17 protein-coding genes and 1 pseudogene are annotated in these 15,412 nt (G+C 36.2%); 12 read left to right on the top strand and 6 right to left on the bottom strand.

Annotated elements, in window-relative coordinates:
- Nucleotides 1-5: 5 nt before the first annotated feature.
- Both RUH74_RS18480 and RUH74_RS18485 read left to right on the top strand, forming a co-directional pair.
- Complete coding sequence (locus tag RUH74_RS18480; RefSeq protein WP_313802653.1) at nt 6-644, top strand: hypothetical protein; 639 nt, start codon at nt 6-8, stop codon at nt 642-644.
- Nucleotides 645-675: 31 nt separating this feature from the next.
- On the top strand, nt 676-1,272 hold the full coding sequence (locus RUH74_RS18485) for a hypothetical protein (protein ID WP_313802655.1): 597 nt from the start codon (nt 676-678) through the stop codon (nt 1,270-1,272).
- A 66-nt stretch (nt 1,273-1,338) separates the two neighbouring features.
- Here RUH74_RS18485 and RUH74_RS18490 read toward each other — a convergent pair whose 3' ends face one another.
- The gene (locus tag RUH74_RS18490; protein WP_313802657.1) at nt 1,339-2,220 is read right to left on the bottom strand and encodes a LysR family transcriptional regulator; all 882 of its coding nucleotides are present in this window, start codon (nt 2,218-2,220) and stop codon (nt 1,339-1,341) included.
- Nucleotides 2,221-2,336: 116 nt separating this feature from the next.
- On the opposite strand from RUH74_RS18490, the gene RUH74_RS18495 reads away from it, so the two are divergent.
- Nucleotides 2,337-3,389 (top strand): YeiH family protein, encoded by a 1,053-nt coding sequence (locus RUH74_RS18495; protein ID WP_313802659.1) that lies wholly within the window; start codon nt 2,337-2,339, stop codon nt 3,387-3,389.
- A 46-nt stretch (nt 3,390-3,435) separates the two neighbouring features.
- Here RUH74_RS18495 and RUH74_RS18500 read toward each other — a convergent pair whose 3' ends face one another.
- Complete coding sequence (locus RUH74_RS18500; RefSeq protein ID WP_313802661.1) at nt 3,436-3,999, bottom strand: hypothetical protein; 564 nt, start codon at nt 3,997-3,999, stop codon at nt 3,436-3,438.
- Nucleotides 4,000-4,118: 119 nt separating this feature from the next.
- Here RUH74_RS18500 and RUH74_RS18505 point away from each other — a divergent pair, with 119 nt between their 5' ends.
- Together RUH74_RS18505 and RUH74_RS18510 are read left to right on the top strand one after the other, a co-directional pair.
- On the top strand, nt 4,119-4,715 hold the full coding sequence (locus RUH74_RS18505) for a TetR/AcrR family transcriptional regulator (RefSeq protein ID WP_313802663.1): 597 nt from the start codon (nt 4,119-4,121) through the stop codon (nt 4,713-4,715).
- A gap of 496 nt (nt 4,716-5,211) precedes the next feature.
- Complete coding sequence (locus RUH74_RS18510) at nt 5,212-6,393, top strand: MFS transporter (RefSeq protein WP_396230097.1); 1,182 nt, start codon at nt 5,212-5,214, stop codon at nt 6,391-6,393.
- 99 nt (nt 6,394-6,492) lie between these two features.
- On the opposite strand, the gene RUH74_RS18515 is transcribed toward RUH74_RS18510, so the two are convergent.
- Genes RUH74_RS18515 through RUH74_RS18525 form a run of 3 tightly spaced genes read right to left on the bottom strand, consistent with a single transcriptional unit; the run spans nt 6,493 to nt 8,327 of the window.
- Nucleotides 6,493-7,305, bottom strand: coding sequence for a DUF368 domain-containing protein (locus tag RUH74_RS18515; protein WP_313802667.1), 813 nt, complete (start codon nt 7,303-7,305; stop codon nt 6,493-6,495).
- Between the two features lie 56 nt (nt 7,306-7,361).
- The gene (locus RUH74_RS18520) at nt 7,362-8,000 is read right to left on the bottom strand and encodes a hypothetical protein (RefSeq protein WP_313802669.1); all 639 of its coding nucleotides are present in this window, start codon (nt 7,998-8,000) and stop codon (nt 7,362-7,364) included.
- 12 nt (nt 8,001-8,012) lie between these two features.
- Complete coding sequence (locus RUH74_RS18525; RefSeq protein WP_313802671.1) at nt 8,013-8,327, bottom strand: PadR family transcriptional regulator; 315 nt, start codon at nt 8,325-8,327, stop codon at nt 8,013-8,015.
- 319 nt (nt 8,328-8,646) lie between these two features.
- On the opposite strand from RUH74_RS18525, the gene RUH74_RS18530 reads away from it, so the two are divergent.
- Nucleotides 8,647-9,855 (top strand): MFS transporter, encoded by a 1,209-nt coding sequence (locus tag RUH74_RS18530; RefSeq protein ID WP_313802673.1) that lies wholly within the window; start codon nt 8,647-8,649, stop codon nt 9,853-9,855.
- Nucleotides 9,856-10,489: 634 nt separating this feature from the next.
- Nucleotides 10,490-11,749, top strand: coding sequence for a GTPase HflX (hflX, locus tag RUH74_RS18535; RefSeq protein WP_313802675.1), 1,260 nt, complete (start codon nt 10,490-10,492; stop codon nt 11,747-11,749).
- Nucleotides 11,750-12,009: 260 nt separating this feature from the next.
- Here hflX and RUH74_RS18540 read toward each other — a convergent pair whose 3' ends face one another.
- Entirely contained in the window at nt 12,010-12,282 is a 273-nt protein-coding gene (locus RUH74_RS18540; RefSeq protein WP_313802677.1) for a hypothetical protein, read from the bottom strand.
- Here RUH74_RS18540 and RUH74_RS18545 point away from each other — a divergent pair.
- The 5 genes and pseudogenes from RUH74_RS18545 to RUH74_RS18565 all read left to right on the top strand — a co-directional run.
- Nucleotides 12,251-12,411 (top strand): annotated as a pseudogene (locus tag RUH74_RS18545) (ATP-binding cassette domain-containing protein); the annotation flags it as partial. The gene RUH74_RS18540 and the pseudogene RUH74_RS18545 overlap by 32 nt on opposite strands.
- Nucleotides 12,347-12,481, top strand: coding sequence for a hypothetical protein (locus RUH74_RS18550; protein ID WP_313802679.1), 135 nt, complete (start codon nt 12,347-12,349; stop codon nt 12,479-12,481). The pseudogene RUH74_RS18545 and the gene RUH74_RS18550, both read left to right, overlap by 65 nt.
- A 68-nt stretch (nt 12,482-12,549) precedes the next feature.
- A complete protein-coding gene (locus RUH74_RS18555; RefSeq protein WP_313802681.1) occupies nt 12,550-12,936 on the top strand; it encodes a hypothetical protein in 387 nt (128 codons plus the stop codon).
- A 197-nt stretch (nt 12,937-13,133) separates the two neighbouring features.
- Nucleotides 13,134-13,628 carry a PH domain-containing protein gene (locus tag RUH74_RS18560; RefSeq protein WP_313802683.1) on the top strand — a complete coding sequence of 165 codons (495 nt, stop codon included), beginning with the start codon at nt 13,134-13,136 and terminating at the stop codon, nt 13,626-13,628.
- Nucleotides 13,625-15,139, top strand: coding sequence for a PH domain-containing protein (locus tag RUH74_RS18565; protein WP_313802685.1), 1,515 nt, complete (start codon nt 13,625-13,627; stop codon nt 15,137-15,139). Before RUH74_RS18560 ends, RUH74_RS18565 begins: the two co-directional genes overlap by 4 nt.
- Nucleotides 15,140-15,412 lie beyond the last annotated feature (273 nt).

The following is a 15,412-nucleotide window of genomic DNA, read 5'->3' on the forward strand; positions in this document are numbered from 1 at the left end:
AGAAAATGAAAAAATACGATGTTGGTTTTGCCGTAGCTGGCAGTATTATGAGTATTCTCTTTTTTATGATCGTCAATTATATAACAAGCACCGAGTATTTATGGTTTATCTATCCTTCATTAGCATTGCTGCTATGGCCAATTGGTCTGTATTGTGCGAAACATGGGAAACATACATTCTTTTCGATCGTATGCAGTGGACTCATTATTCTTTTTCTTATTTCTGAAAATGTGATTCATTCGCCAGCTCACCCGTGGTCCTTGTACACCATTTTCCCCATCCTATGGTGGCCAATACTGATTATTTTAGGGAAAAGGGCTAAGACCATGTCCGTTGCATGGGTAGGTAGCATAAGTATAATCCTATATTCTCTAATTTTGAACATACTCATCTCACCTGGATATCCTTGGGCAATCTATCCCGCATTTGTCGTGTTATGGTGGCCGCTATCTTTATACCATAAGTTGAAAAAGACTTATTTTGCATTCTCGGTACACGCTAGTTTATTAATCATTTTATTTTTCATTACTGTGAATGCAGTCTCCTCTCCAAACACAATTTGGGCAGTCTACCCAATTTTTTGTGTATTATGGTGGCCCCTTTCTATGTATTATTTCGTCTATAAGAAGAGAAGAGTAAATTGACTTGAATTTTAGAAGAAAGTGAAGGTAGATTATGGAGGAGAAAAAGGTTTATATCATTTTTACGGATACAGGAACACTTTTTACAAAATTAATCAAGCTATATACAAAGAAGCCTTTAAACCATGTATCGATTTCATTTGATAAACAATTAACGAATATATTCAGCTTTGGGCGAAAGAGGCCTTATAATCCCTTTATTGGCGGATTTGTAAGGGAAAGAATAGCAGAAGGATTATTTAAAAAAGCGAGATGTGAGATATACAGCTATTCCTTAACAGAAGTGGAATATCAACAAATGCAAACAAAGGTTAGACAAATAGAAGCAAACAAAGAGTTATATAAATATAATTTCTTAGGACTTATTGCCATTATGCTAAAATATAAACTGAAACGAAAAAATGCTTTCTTTTGCTCTCAATTTGTTGCAACAATCCTACATGAAAAAAAAGGGATAATTGAAAAGTGCCCAAGCCAATGTACACCGCAAGATTTATTAGCTGTGAACAATCTTGAACTCGTATATAAAGGAAAGCTTATTCTCTATCCGCAACAGGAAAGTAAAAAAATGGTCGAACATGACTATAGTTTTGGAAAAACAATGATTTATAAATCACCAGATTTTAGCTAGCTATATATAAAATGATAAGGAAGCTGATAAACGATTGCTTTTGGAAAGTTTATCAGCTTTTTCACGTTACTCTTTTTCATTCTTTAGTATCTCCAGAAATACTGACAGCGCTTTTGACTGAAATGGGGAGCGCAATACAACGGAGAATTCTCTTGTAAGAGAAATTCCCTTTATCTCAATGACTGCCAATGATCCATATTCTTTTTCTTTTCGAATCACCCAATCAGATAATAGACTAATACCAATTCCGGCTTCGACAGATTCTTTTATTAATTGTGTACTCCCAAATTCTAGAATTTTTTGAGGTGTGATGTTAAATTGTTTAAAAAGTCTCTCAGTCGCCTCTCTTGTTCCTGAGCCATTTTCTCTAACAATCCATGTTTCTTTTTCAATATCGCCAATAGATACCCCGCCTTTTATGTGTGTTAATGGATTTTTTGGAGAGGTGATAATACTCATCTTATCAACCGCAAAAGGCTCAATTTTTAAGTTTTTCTCCTTGCATTCTCCTTCCACAATGCCGACATCTAACTGGTGACCAAGAACAAGTTCAGCTATTTCCTTCGTATTGCCAATGGTGATGGCAGGCCTAATTTGAGGATATTTTTCCTGCATGTCAGCGATTAAGCGCGGCAAAACATATTCCCCAAAAGAATAGCTTGCTCCGATGGATAACAGTCCATTTGGATTATTTGTAAGGTCATCGATTAAATAATGCATTTTCCCATAAAGACCCAATATTTCTTTTGCATGGTGGTAAACAATTTCTCCAGCTTTATTTAAATGGACATATTTATTGGTCCGTTCTAATAATTTTGTGCCCACAGCACGTTCTAAGGCTTGAATATATTGGCTGACAGCAGGCTGTGTCATATGCAATTCTTCAGCAGCACGTGAAAAGTTCTGTTTTTCAGCAACAGTAACAAAGACAGCTAATTGCTGATCCAAATCATCATCTCCATATTGGTATGTATTTTACTTATTATTAGCATTATAAATTATTATTTTCCTTATAGTAAAGAAAACATTATGCTAAGATTACAATCAAATTTGGTGGTGATGAAATGTCTGCACAAGCAGCTAAAGGATGTTCAACTGGGAAGGAACCGGTCCAACCAGAAAAAAAACCTGTCTCAACAGGAAGATGGGTCGGTGGGATTGCATTTACATTTTTTATCGCTTTATTAGGCTACTTACTAGCAAAATTACCTGGGTTTGACCATGTTGGCCAGTTAGCTTCCGCTATAGTCATAGCCGTTTTATATCGAAATATGATTGGATACCCAGAGCTTCTGCGGACAGGCATTGTTTTTTCGTCCAAAAGACTTTTAAGATTTGCAATTATTTTATATGGGTTAAAGCTAAATATCGGGACGGTTTTAGAGGATGGTCTTGGATTACTCATCCGTGATGCTGGTGTCATTGTTTTTGCAATTTTGTTAACCGTTTGGCTTGCCCGCTTGTTAAAAGCAGATAAGAATATTTCACTGCTTGTTGGAGTAGGAACAGGGGTGTGCGGTGCAGCCGCGATTGCGGCTATTGCTCCGATTATTAAGTCTAAGGATGAGGATACTGCTATTGGGGTTGGGATTATTGCACTTGTTGGTACTATTTTTGCGATTGGCTATACGATTTTACGCCCCATCCTTCCACTAACAGCGAGTGAGTATGGCATTTGGTCAGGGATAAGCTTACACGAGATAGCTCATGTCGCATTAGCAGCTGCACCCGGGGGGCAGAATGCACTCGCTATTGGCTTACTTGCAAAACTAGGAAGGGTATTTTTGCTCGTTCCTTTATGTTTTATTTTTATGTATATGATGAAAAAGAACAATGCCGGAGAGAATTCAGATACGAAGATTGAATTTCCGTGGTTCCTCATTGGGTTTATGATTATGAGTGTAATCGGCAGCTATGTGTTTGGCAAGTCCATTCCTGTTTCGGAAACGTTTATGAACGGAGTAACGAATCTTACCACTTGGTGTTTAACAGCGGCAATGGTCGGTCTTGGATTGAATGTCAGCCTTCACGATCTTCGCACGAAAGCATTAAAGCCGTTAATTGCAATGGGGATTACTTCTATTTGTTTATCAATCATTGCTTATTTTATTGTGTAATGTTTTAAGCGGATTTTCCTAATAGGAGAAATCCGCTTTTATTTTTTCATTGGTCATTAGAGTGTACTTGTTTTCCCTTCGCTTTCGTCGGCCAGATAAAATTCGAGATTGAAATAAGAAAATCAATGCCTAAAATAATAGACCACACTTTTAATATTCCACTTAGTGCCTCCGTACGGGAGGGGTCATTTATGAAATAAATCATCCAAGCTAAAAGGCCAGCACCTATGAAATAGGCAATTACGTGTTTTCCCCATCCGATTAAATAATGCTTAGCATATTCCAACCCATAACGTTTAGCCGGTTTTGGTCCCTGTTTGGTAATATAGTATTGGAATCGCTCGTCTGCCCATTGAATCATGCCTTTACCAAATGCGATTGAAACACCAATATAAACAGCTGCAATCCCATGAATATTTGATGCGGTCGCTCCACGGTATAAATCAATACTTGTCGTTATTAGTAAAATTAAATCTATGACAGGAGTTAAGGCTAAAAAAACAAGCCCAAGTTTATTCATTTTAAATATGTAGCGTGTAACTAAGCCTAAAATAATAACGATCCAAAAACCAATCTCACTAGCGATAATCATCCAGGCAAGGAAATTCAAACGATGCACCTCTTTTCAATACAATTGTATTATATAAAACAAATTTTATCATGTGATATTAAATAATACAACTGTATTATAAAATTGAAAAATCATTTTTTCATTGATAGAATAATACTATGCCGAAAATAGTTGATCATGAAAAAAGACGAAAACAAATTGCTGAAGCAACATGGCGGGTCATCTTAAATCTAGGAATGGAAGGAGCGACCGTTAGAAATATCGCTAAGGAAGCAGGGCTATCGCTTGGGGCCTTGCGTCATTACTTTTCTACACAAGATGAATTGCTTGTGTATGCGATGAAACTTGTTAAGGAACAGGCAACTGTTCGTATTAATAAAATAACTAGGAAAGATTTGCCGCCTAAAGAAATGATCTTGCATATTTTGCTTCAGTTGGTTCCGATAAATGAGGAAACGATGGCAGAAATGGAAGTATGGTTTGCTTTTATTGCCCATGCCAGACATAAGGAAGACATTTTTAATATAAAGGATGATGGCGTCTTTACGGGAATAAAAAAGCTTGTAGATTCCATGGAGCAGTATGGGCTGCTTCGAAAAGGCCTCGATACGGTTATAGAAACAGAGCGGTTGTACGCCCTTATCGACGGGATCGCACTCCATGCATTACTTGAGCCGAAACGAGTTGACAAAGATCGAATCGTTCGGGTATTAGAACATCATTTGAACTCAATTTGTATAGAAGAGTCGAAATAATTCATTAAATAAAAGCCGATAAATTGTACTGTTATTGCAGCTCCTTGTTAGTATGACTTCGTTCATCATACAAGAGGCTGTTATAAATACGATTGTTTTCCCTTACAATGTCTCTTACATTTTTGTAAGATAGGCAGTTATTGTAAAAAAATAGGCTGCGAAAAACCTTGCGTTCCCATAATTTTTCAATTATGATGTTAATATCAAAAAATGGAAGGGTGTCCGTGGAACAATGAACAATTAATCCTATTTGTTAAGAAAAATTCGTATATGATACGATTTATTTTTTCTAGATAGGATTAGTCTGTACATTTTTATACAAACGATATGTTCATTGTGTCCCTTCCATTAGGGGTATTTTGCCATTTTGGTATTGTATTGTATTGTACCTTCTCCTCCTGTCTAGAATATGACAGGAGGTTTTATTTTGGAAAAAAATCAATTAGCTAGCGGATCACCTAGTCTGTTTGGCAATCGGGTTTTCCAGGCTATTATAATGTCTGGCTTGTTTTTACAGATAGGAATATGGGTGAGAAACTTTGCTGTTCTCCTGTTTGTTATGGAGCAGACAAAGGGAGATCCTTTTGCAGTTTCAATGATTTCTGTTGCTGAATTTGCGCCCATTTTTATCTTTTCTTTTATCGGCGGAACGTTTGCTGACCGCTGGCGTCCGAAAAGAACAATGGTTTGGTGCGATATTCTAAGTGCCATATCTGTATTTGCAGTATTAGTGACACTTATGTTCGGGACGTGGCAAGTTGTGTTTTTCGCAACATTAATCTCTGCCATTTTGTCGCAATTTTCTCAGCCCTCTGGAATGAAGCTGTTCAAAATGCATTTGCCCGAGGAACAAATTCAAGCGGGGATGTCTGTCTATCAAACGGTATTTGCAGTATTTATGGTGTTAGGTCCTATTCTTGGAACATTTGCATTTCAAGCATTTGGCATTAACATTTCCATTGCGATTACAGGAACGGCGTTCTTGGTTTCAGCAGCGGCCTTAGCTTTCCTTCCTCAAGATCGCGTCATGGAAGAAGAGAACCGTACAACTTCACTATGGGAAGAAATGAAGAGTGGCATTAAATATGTGCTGAATAAGAAGGAATTAAGCCAATTAGGTCTATGCTTTCTTGCAGCCGGACTTGGCCTTGGTTTTGTTCAGCCTCTCTCTATTTTTCTTGTTACTGAACAATTAGGCTTACCGAAGGAAAATCTTCAATGGTTACTTACTGCGAATGGCATTGGTATGATTATCGGTGGGGCAGGTGTGATGATATCTGCAAAAAATGTGCCACCGCAGAAGCTTTTAATTTTTGGAATGCTGGCCAATGGCATTGGGCTGGCAGTCATGGGATTATCAACAAATCTTTGGTTAACACTTGGTGCTGAGTTTTTAAATGGATTAATGCTTCCATGTATCCAGATTGGAATTAATACAATGATTTTGCAGAGAACAGAATCTGCTTTTATTGGCAGAGTCAATGGAATATTAAGTCCGCTGTTCACAGGTTCCATGGTTTTAACAATGAGTGCAGCAGGGATATTAAAGCAGCAATTCTCATTGGTTGCCATCTTTGAATCAGCAGCCATTTTGTTTATTATTGGCTTGCTGTTCATATTGCCAATTTATAATATGAAAGTAGAGAAGAAGCAAGAGGCGCTAGGCTCACAAGAATAAACTGCATGATCGAAGGGTAATTTTAAGAGATACACATAAATGATTGAATGAATAGAAAAAGAAACATCTCCCAAAAAGTTTTGGGGATGTTTCTTTTTTTTAATCTTTACGTGGGGAGCTAAATAGTTTTGCAATTACAAGCCCAGCAATGAATGTTACAATGCAAAAAACGATTGAAGCTGCGTTCATTGGTACACCTGGGAAGATAATGACAATTGATCCTAGGATGAGTCCAATGATAAAAGCGAATGTGGCATGTGTAAAATGAGTGAGCAGGTAATTAATAGCTTTACTGCTGACGATTAATCCAACAATGACACCAGCTCCAATAACAGCAATAATAGGAAGATTTAAATCGGATAAGGCGGTAATCGCTGTTGAATAAACGCCAATGAGCAGCAGAATAAAAGAACCGCTTATTCCTGGAAGAAGCATGGCCATACTGCCAGCCCATCCTGCTAAGAAAAGCCCAATCGCATTTGCCCCAGTCAATTCTGTAATGGGGGTAGCATCACTGGGTTTAATAAAAGCGGTTGAAGCAAGTAAGATACCAACAACAAGGATGAGCAAAAAATGTCCTGCTTTGAAGTTTCTTTTTATATCCGCCTGTTTAGCAATAAAAGGAAGCACTCCAATAATAAGCCCGAGAAATAGAAATTGTGTTGGCTGATAATGGTGTTCTAATAAATATTTGATAACCTTACTTAGCAGTAAGAGTGCTGCACCAATACCTATGCCAAGTGGAAGAAGAAAGCCAATATGCTTCTTCCAGTTACGGCTAAATAACCCGCTGATTGATGTGAGTAGTTCATCATATATTCCTAAAATAAACGCAATTGTTCCTCCGCTTACACCGGGAATTAGGTCACTGATTCCCATGAAAAACCCGTTGTATATATTTTTCCATTTCATTGTTTGTTTCCTCCAATTTTTATCTAAACATAATGTATGAAAAGCATAAATCTATCTTATGAAAATAGCTCCTTATATTTTTGATAGAAAATCGAATCAATTACTTTATACAATAGAAACACACCAGACATCCCTAAACAATATACAAATAAAGGTACTTCAATTAGAAGAAGATAGTCTGATTCAATATTTAGAGAGTGCTCTGTAAACCAAAGGAGAATGAATGTGATAAATAATATAGCTACCCATCCAATTAAATAAAAGTGTGCATGCAAGTTAAACAACATTGTATTTTTTGAAAGAATTTCCTTTACTTTGAATTGGTTAATCGCTTCTTTTGTTGCATCCTCTTTTGAAAAACCTTGTGTGATTAAATCTTGAACGTAATCTTCCAAATATGTCTGCAGTTCAAGTTGATCTTCCTTACTCATTGCTAATTGCTGAACATAAATACCAATATCCAATTCTTTTTTGTACATAGCATTTATACGTATATGACTTATATAATTAATAGCTCCCCAAAAAGCTGCAATTGCAAACGAAATTCCATACCCGATTGAAGAACCCCATTCATCAATTGGATCAATGATACGATCGTTATAAAATGAAAACCCAAAGAGAATGAATGAAAGCAATAATAACCAGCCGTGACTAATTTCCTGCAAACTCATTATTCTACGTAAACTTTGATTCATCTGTAACCTCCATTAGATAAAACGCTTGACCATTTCAGTGATCTTTAACCAATCCGATAGGTTCTTTTCCAAAAGAAGGTAGCCATAGTCTGTCACTTCATAATATTTCCTGCGGCTGCCATGACTTTCTTTCCCCCAATAAGGGGAAAGCGCTCCTTGTTTTTCCAGCCTTTTTAAGGCTAAGTATAATGTAGCCTCTTGAATTTCAAACGACCCTTCTGTCCTTTCTTTAATTCTTTTAGAAATCCCATAGCCATAATCATCCTTTTCCTTTACGATCGAAAGAATCAGAAGGTCAATTATTCCTTTTAACATTTCTGCATTCAAACGTGATACCTCCAACTTGATTACTTAACAATATTAAGTATTTTGAAAGTATAAAACACTTTACTTAATAATGCAAGGTAGTTGATAAGGAAAACTGGTTTAATTAAACGTTTGATTACATGTACACTAGTAGTAATATAGACCTCGAATTACAATTTTGTTTGAATGTATTGACAACTTTTATATATCATGATATGATAATTCTCTTTTAGCGGCTGTAAAATTATGTTATAAATCTCTTAATTTAGTAAGGAGATCATAACTTGTATAAAAAAATCTTATCGTTTGAATAAATTTAATGGGAAGAGGTGTTTTCTGCGTGACAACAGATCAAAGGAAAAAGTTAACCATTTTGATGATTAATATGTTTATTGCTATAGGTAGCTTTGGGATAATCATTCCCATCCTTCCAGCCTATTTGGAATCAATTAATCAAGGTGGAACTGCTGCAGGGTTAATGATCGCCATATTTGCAGGTGCACAGTTGATCTTCTCTCCAATTGCGGGAAAATGGACAGATCAATATGGCAGGAGAAAGATGATTATTTATGGACTAATAGGCTTGACGGCTTCTATGTTCGTGTTTTACGGCACTAATTCCATTTGGTGGTTATATATTTCTCGTTTTATTGGTGGGGTAGGAGCTGCATTGCTAATACCTGCTATTTTTGCTTATGTAGCAGATATTACGACAATGGAACAAAGGGCAAAGGGAAATAGCTTCGTTTCAGCGGCTATGTCACTTGGGATTGTTATTGGACCAGGAGTCGGCGGTTTTTTAGCAGATTTTGGACTTAAGATGCCCTTTTTGATTTCGGCGTTAGTATCACTTGTAGCGGTCATATTCTCAGTTATTGTTCTTAAAGAAAGCAAACCAGATCAGTCTTCTGAAGCTATGGTTCATATACCTGAGGATGAATCGATGGCAAGAAAAATGGTTCGTTCTGTAAAGATGCCTTATTTCATTCCACTCATTATTACACTTGTTATGAGCTTTGGTTTAATGGCTTATGAATCCGTACTTGGTTTATTTGTTGATAATCAGTTTGGTGCCTCTCCACAGGATATTGCCATTATGGTTACTTCTACAGGAATAATTAGTGTCATCGTTCAACTATTCATCGTTGAACGCATTGTACGCCGTTTCGGTGAAAGAAGCGTATTAACTATGTTTATTGGTGTAGCGACATTCGGTTTTCTATTGTCGTTATTCGCATCCAGTTATGTGCTTTTCTTCGGTATCACATTATTAATTTTCCTTGCAACCTCTATCCTTCGCCCTGTTTTGAATACACTTATCTCTAAGTTGGCAGGAAACGAGCAAGGATTTGCTATGGGGATGAATAACGCTTATATGAGCATAGGGAATGTTTTAGGACCAACGCTTGCGGGATTATTATACGATGTTAAAATAATTTATCCGTTTGTTCTAGGATTAATCCTCCTAGTGATCACGTTAGTAACGACAATAGTATGGCAAAAACGTGCATTGAATAACAAGTTTAAGGTGAAAATGGAGAAAGCATAAATACGTGTCAATATCTTAATCAAACGTTTGATTAGTTATTAATTCTCTTCTTTTTTGCAGTTGTGGAATAATTTTGAACTTTTGCATTGTTAATGCTGTCAAGTGATGTTATGATAAAGATACTTATAATGAATGGAGGTTTTCCTTAATGGTATATAGCAGACTTCGATTCCAAACTTTGAACCAGTAATTGAATACGTTCAAGGCTCTGCCTGTGCGCGGAGTAAACGGGATTGGTCTGCCTTTTTTAAGGAAACCTTATTTTACGGCATGTAAAAAGAGGGTGAGGACGAACTCACTCTCTTTTTTGTTGTCTTTAAAATAAAATAGTTCATTTTATGTCATGATATTTTTCATTAAAGATTGCAGGAATTAGGCTTGAAGCCTAAGTTTTCCTGTACATTAAGGATAGATTCATGCACCATTCTTTCTGTAAAGGACCTTTCACTTTATCGTTAAGACGGTAGTTGTTTTTTGTAAACAACTATTCTTTGCGTTTTTTGATATATCCATTTCCGTTTACTAATTAAGAAGCATAGGCAGATTGCCTGTGCTTTTTATTTTATTGCAGATTAACGGGCCGTAAGACCCCGCTGATTGAGTTTCACTTTATATGAAATGGAGGAAAATATTTATGAAGAGAAAGGCCGTTTTAGTTGGTGTAAATCTGAATAGTAATCAAGCAGAATTCGAATATATGATGGAGGAATTAGCTAATTTAGCAGGGGCTTGTGATATAGAGGCAGTTGGTGAAATGACTCAAAATCTACACCAATTGAATAAGTCGCATTATCTAGGGGCTGGAAAGGTTGAGGAGCTATTCACACTCATAAAAGAGAGGGCTGCAAATGTTGTCATTTTCGATGATGAACTGTCTCCTTCTCAAATCCGGAACTTAGAGTCAGAGCTTGACTGTGAGGTTATTGACCGAACGATGCTTATATTGGAAATTTTCGCTAATCGCGCGAAGACAAGGGAATCTCAGTTGCAAGTTGAAGTCGCCAGATTGAAATATATGCTGCCTCGGTTGGTAGGCATGCGGGAATCCCTTGGACGCCAAGGCGGTGGAGCTGGGTTGAAGAATAGAGGGGCAGGAGAAACGAAGCTAGAACTGGATCGCCGGAAAATTGAGATGAAAATAACGGCACTTAACAAAGAACTTGAAAAATTAATAAACCAACGAAAGACACAAAGGCAGCTGCGTAAAAAGAATAATATTCCTATCGTTTCATTAGTCGGCTACACCAATGCCGGTAAGTCTACAATAATGAATGCGATGCTGGAAAAATATAATGAGGATGTGAACAAACAAGTTTTTGAAAAGGATATGCTATTTGCTACGTTGGAAACATCCGTACGAAAGATTAAGCTAACAAAAAACAAAACCTTTTTATTAACTGACACAGTGGGATTTATTCATAAGCTTCCACATCACTTAATAAAGGCATTTCGCTCGACGCTTGAAGAGGTTGGCGAAGCTGATTTACTCATTCATGTTTTGGATTATTCCAATCCAAATCATGAGGAACAAAAAAGACTGACAAATGAGATATTAAATGATATTGGAATTGAAGGAATTCCTGTTATTTACGCTAATAATAAAGCAGACTTAATAGAAGCGAAATACCCTTTGACTCAGCAAAATTGTGTGTATTTATCGGCAAAAAAGAGAACTGGTCTTAATGAATTAACACAATTAATTTGTGAAGTGATATTCAATGATTCTATTCAATGTGAATTTCTCATTCCTTATGCACAAGGTGAGATCGTTTCTTATTTTAATGAGAATTGTCATGTGCTTGTTAGTGAGTATGAGGATGATGGGACGAAACTAATCGTGGAATGTGAAAGGTCAGATGCAGAAAAATATAAACAATATATTAGGTCAACATAATGATAAACTAGGGGCATTATGATCAATAAGGAGCATGACGTCTTTCCTTCGTGCTCCTTTTCCTTCTTCTTTATCCTACGCATTAATTTTCTTTTTTTCCCACGATTCCATAAAACAGTAGCCTCATAATATCCTCGGTCAGCGGGAGAATTTTTTGATATACATCTTCTCGTTGTATATATTCATGAACTGCTTGGATGAAAAATAAGATGGCTTCATTAGATACACTTGGATCCACATATCCCTGTTTCTTCCCCTCATTAAAAAGATCCATTAAACGAGGGATAATTTTTTCGACATACATTTTTTTTAATATAATTGACCCCTGTTGTATACTCCTTCATTAGATATTGATAGAAATCTTCATGAATCTGACTGGCTGTTTCCTTTTTAGTGAAAATAATTTGCTTAATTTTATCAGGAAAAGCAATATCACTATTATGTAATTGATCAAATTCATCCATTGCTTTCTCTACGTAATATCGAAAAACCTCATGAACTAATGGTGCTGGAAAATCCACGACTATACGCATACTCTTGGCATTTTGAAAGCGACTGAAGGAGAAGCGGAAATCTTTGGATTGGATGTGTGGGAGGATGCCGTCGAAATCCATAAAAAGATTGCTTATGTTCCAGGTAATGTCAATTATTTCAATGATTTGTACGATCCCACCTTTAATGGCGATGTTAAAGCTTAAAGGGGAAGAAAGAATCGAACAGATCATTTATTAAGTCGTGCTGTATCTCGGATACGCATGATGGGAAGCTATTTTGTTATATCCATTGTTTGTGGGTTTGTTATGATGTCGCTAGTCGTAATTGGATTAGGGGTAGTCGGGAATTCGGTAATGGAGGAGGGAATTGCTTTTGGCAGAATTTATAGTGCAGCAATGGTCTATCTACCTGCGATATGGATTATGATTGGCATCGCCGCATTATTTATTGGCATTATGCCTAAACTGTCTGGTTTAGTATGGGTTTACTTATCCTATTCCTTCTTTGTCGTATATTTAGGTGGGTTCCTTCAACTCCCTGAATGGATGAGCAGACTATCTCCTTATGGCCATATACCAAAGCTGCCTGTTGAAGAAATAAATTATATGAAGATAGTCATCCTTACAATCATTGCTCTTGTAATAATAGCTGTGGGCTTTATAGGGTATAAAAAGCGGGATATTCAAGGATAATTTATTTTGTATTTACTTGAAATCATATGAGAAGACCAGCTGATTAAAATTTGCTGGTCTTCTTTTTGTTTAATTCTATGTCTTAGCATTTTTATTATTTCTGCACATGATCTAAAAATAAAATAGAACCATTTCCGTCTATAATCGTATATAAAACTAGAGAGTTTCAGCTAGATTAGAGAGAAAGGAGTGGGCTTATGAATGATCATATCCCCTCACCCCAAAACCGATTAGCCAAAGATGTGGTCAAAGTATGGATAATTAGCGAAGTAATTGAAAATATAATTGGATTCATCATACTTGGTGTTTTATTTTATCTAGATTATTTGTTTTTATGGAAAGAGTGGATTGGGTGGATATTAATAGGAGTTGCAAGTATTTCTGTGCTGCTAGCAGTCTGGTCATTTATTAAACCATTTCTTCTATATAAAACATGGCGTTATGGGGTGGATGAAGAATTTTTGCAATTGAAGTATGGCACCCTAAATGAAAAGAACCAACTTATTCCTATGACAAAAATACAATCGGTCGCGACTAACCAAGGACCGTTGCTTAGAAGGTATGGTCTCTATTCGGTGTCAGTGGAAACAATGGCATCATCGTACACAATTCCTGCACTTCCAAAGGAGATAGCGATTGAGTTAAGGAATCAAATTGCTCAATTTGCAAAAGTAAAGGAAGTGGAATCATGATTCCTGCAAAAAGGTATAACCCTTTACTTATGCTTTTTCAACTATTGAATTTGATGAAGAATTCCATTTTTTTTGTGGTCTTTTTATTTGTAATCAAGGCAGGTTCAGATTCAGCCTTTATTAAATATGGTAAGGTTATTTTCATTCTAACTTTCGTAATAACGTTTATTTCGATAATTATCAAGTGGTTCACCACTAAATATGCATTCGATAATAAATCATTTTATCTTTACAAAGGAGTTTTTAGTAAATCTGAGCGATCAATTCCCTTTTCAAAGATTCAAAACATCAATCGGCATACGGCTCTATTCCATCGGATATTTAGAGTGACTTCTATTAGTTTTGAAACAGGAATTAAAGGGGAGGATGCAGCGGTAAAATTCGATGTCCTTTCAAGAATAGAAGCCGATCGAATGGAGGCGCAATTGTCTGGCGCTGTACACGTTGAAATATCTTCCATTCAGGAAAGCGATGCAAACAAGGAAAAGTTAATTTATGAAGAGGATGATTCAAAGGTAAGTCCAAATCGAGTCATACATTTTAAGCCGACAAAAAAGGATACGTTAAAAGCTTCTTTCACCTCTTTTAGCTTTCTCCTTCTTATTCCATTAATTGCTTCACTTTATTTCAAAATAAATGATATCTTCCATGTGGAGGAAGAGGCAAAAGGAGTTATTTCCGGAATTTTGAGCTCCTGGTGGATTGTTTTTGGCATCATTCTATTACTTGTTATTGCTTCAGCAGCTTTTGGCGTTGTTTCGACATTTTTAAAATACGGCAAATATGAAATCTCCTCCGATGTTGATCGAATCTATATAACGAAAGGCGTTATTAATGAATCTTCTTTTTCTATTTCAAAAGAAAAAGTACAAGCGCTAGAAATTAAACAAACAATACTAAAGAGATTGTTCGGACTCGCTGAAGTGAAATTGACCAGTGCGGGAAGTCTTGGTTCTGGGGAAGATAAACACGAGATCAACTCTCTCTATCCGTATCTACCAATTAAACGCGCATATGAGATCATTTCAGAAATTTTGCCAACTTATGAAGTAACTCAAAAGATGGTTAGACTTCCGAAAAAATCCTTGTGGGTACGCTTGCTGTGGCCAAGCTGGATTTGGATTTTAACAACGGCTGTCCTATACTATTTCAAACCAGTTGTTCTAAATATGGAGCAGGCGTGGTGGATAATACCTGTTATCTTATTAGTTGTTATTGGTATAGCAAGATTACTGGATTTCTATAATACCCAATATGTTTTGAATGATTGTTTTGTTCAATTCAAAACAGGGAGTTTAACTACTACATTATTTATTTCTAAAAGAGAAAAGGTCATCGAAGTAAAGGTATCGAGGAATATCATTCAAAAATTGTTAGGTCTAGCATCAATAAAGACGATCAATCGGGCAAAGCCGATTTACCATGCAGGGGTAGAGGATGTCCCGCAGGACGTAACTAACGTGTTTTGTAAATGGTACAGGGGTAGAAGCGGAGAAATCAAAGTAGAATAGCAGAATATTTAATACGGCAGATCTGTATTCACAGATCTGCTTTTTAAGTGAACTGCTTTCTTTAAAATAATAAACTAGTCATATGTTTTTTTAAAAAAATATAAAACTGATTGACAAATAAAAACGAAGTTGATATTATATTATTTGTCGCTAAGACATCAACGCTTAAAAAACATTTGACAGCCAGATTGTAAAATGTTATATTATGAATCTGTTGGAAAATAGTTCTTTGAAAACTAAACAAAGCAAGAACGTCAACGTTAATTCAAGTTT

Origin of the sequence: Cytobacillus sp. (genome assembly GCF_032154635.1) — a bacterium.
Taxonomy (GTDB): Bacteria; Bacillota; Bacilli; order Bacillales; family Cytobacillaceae; genus Cytobacillus.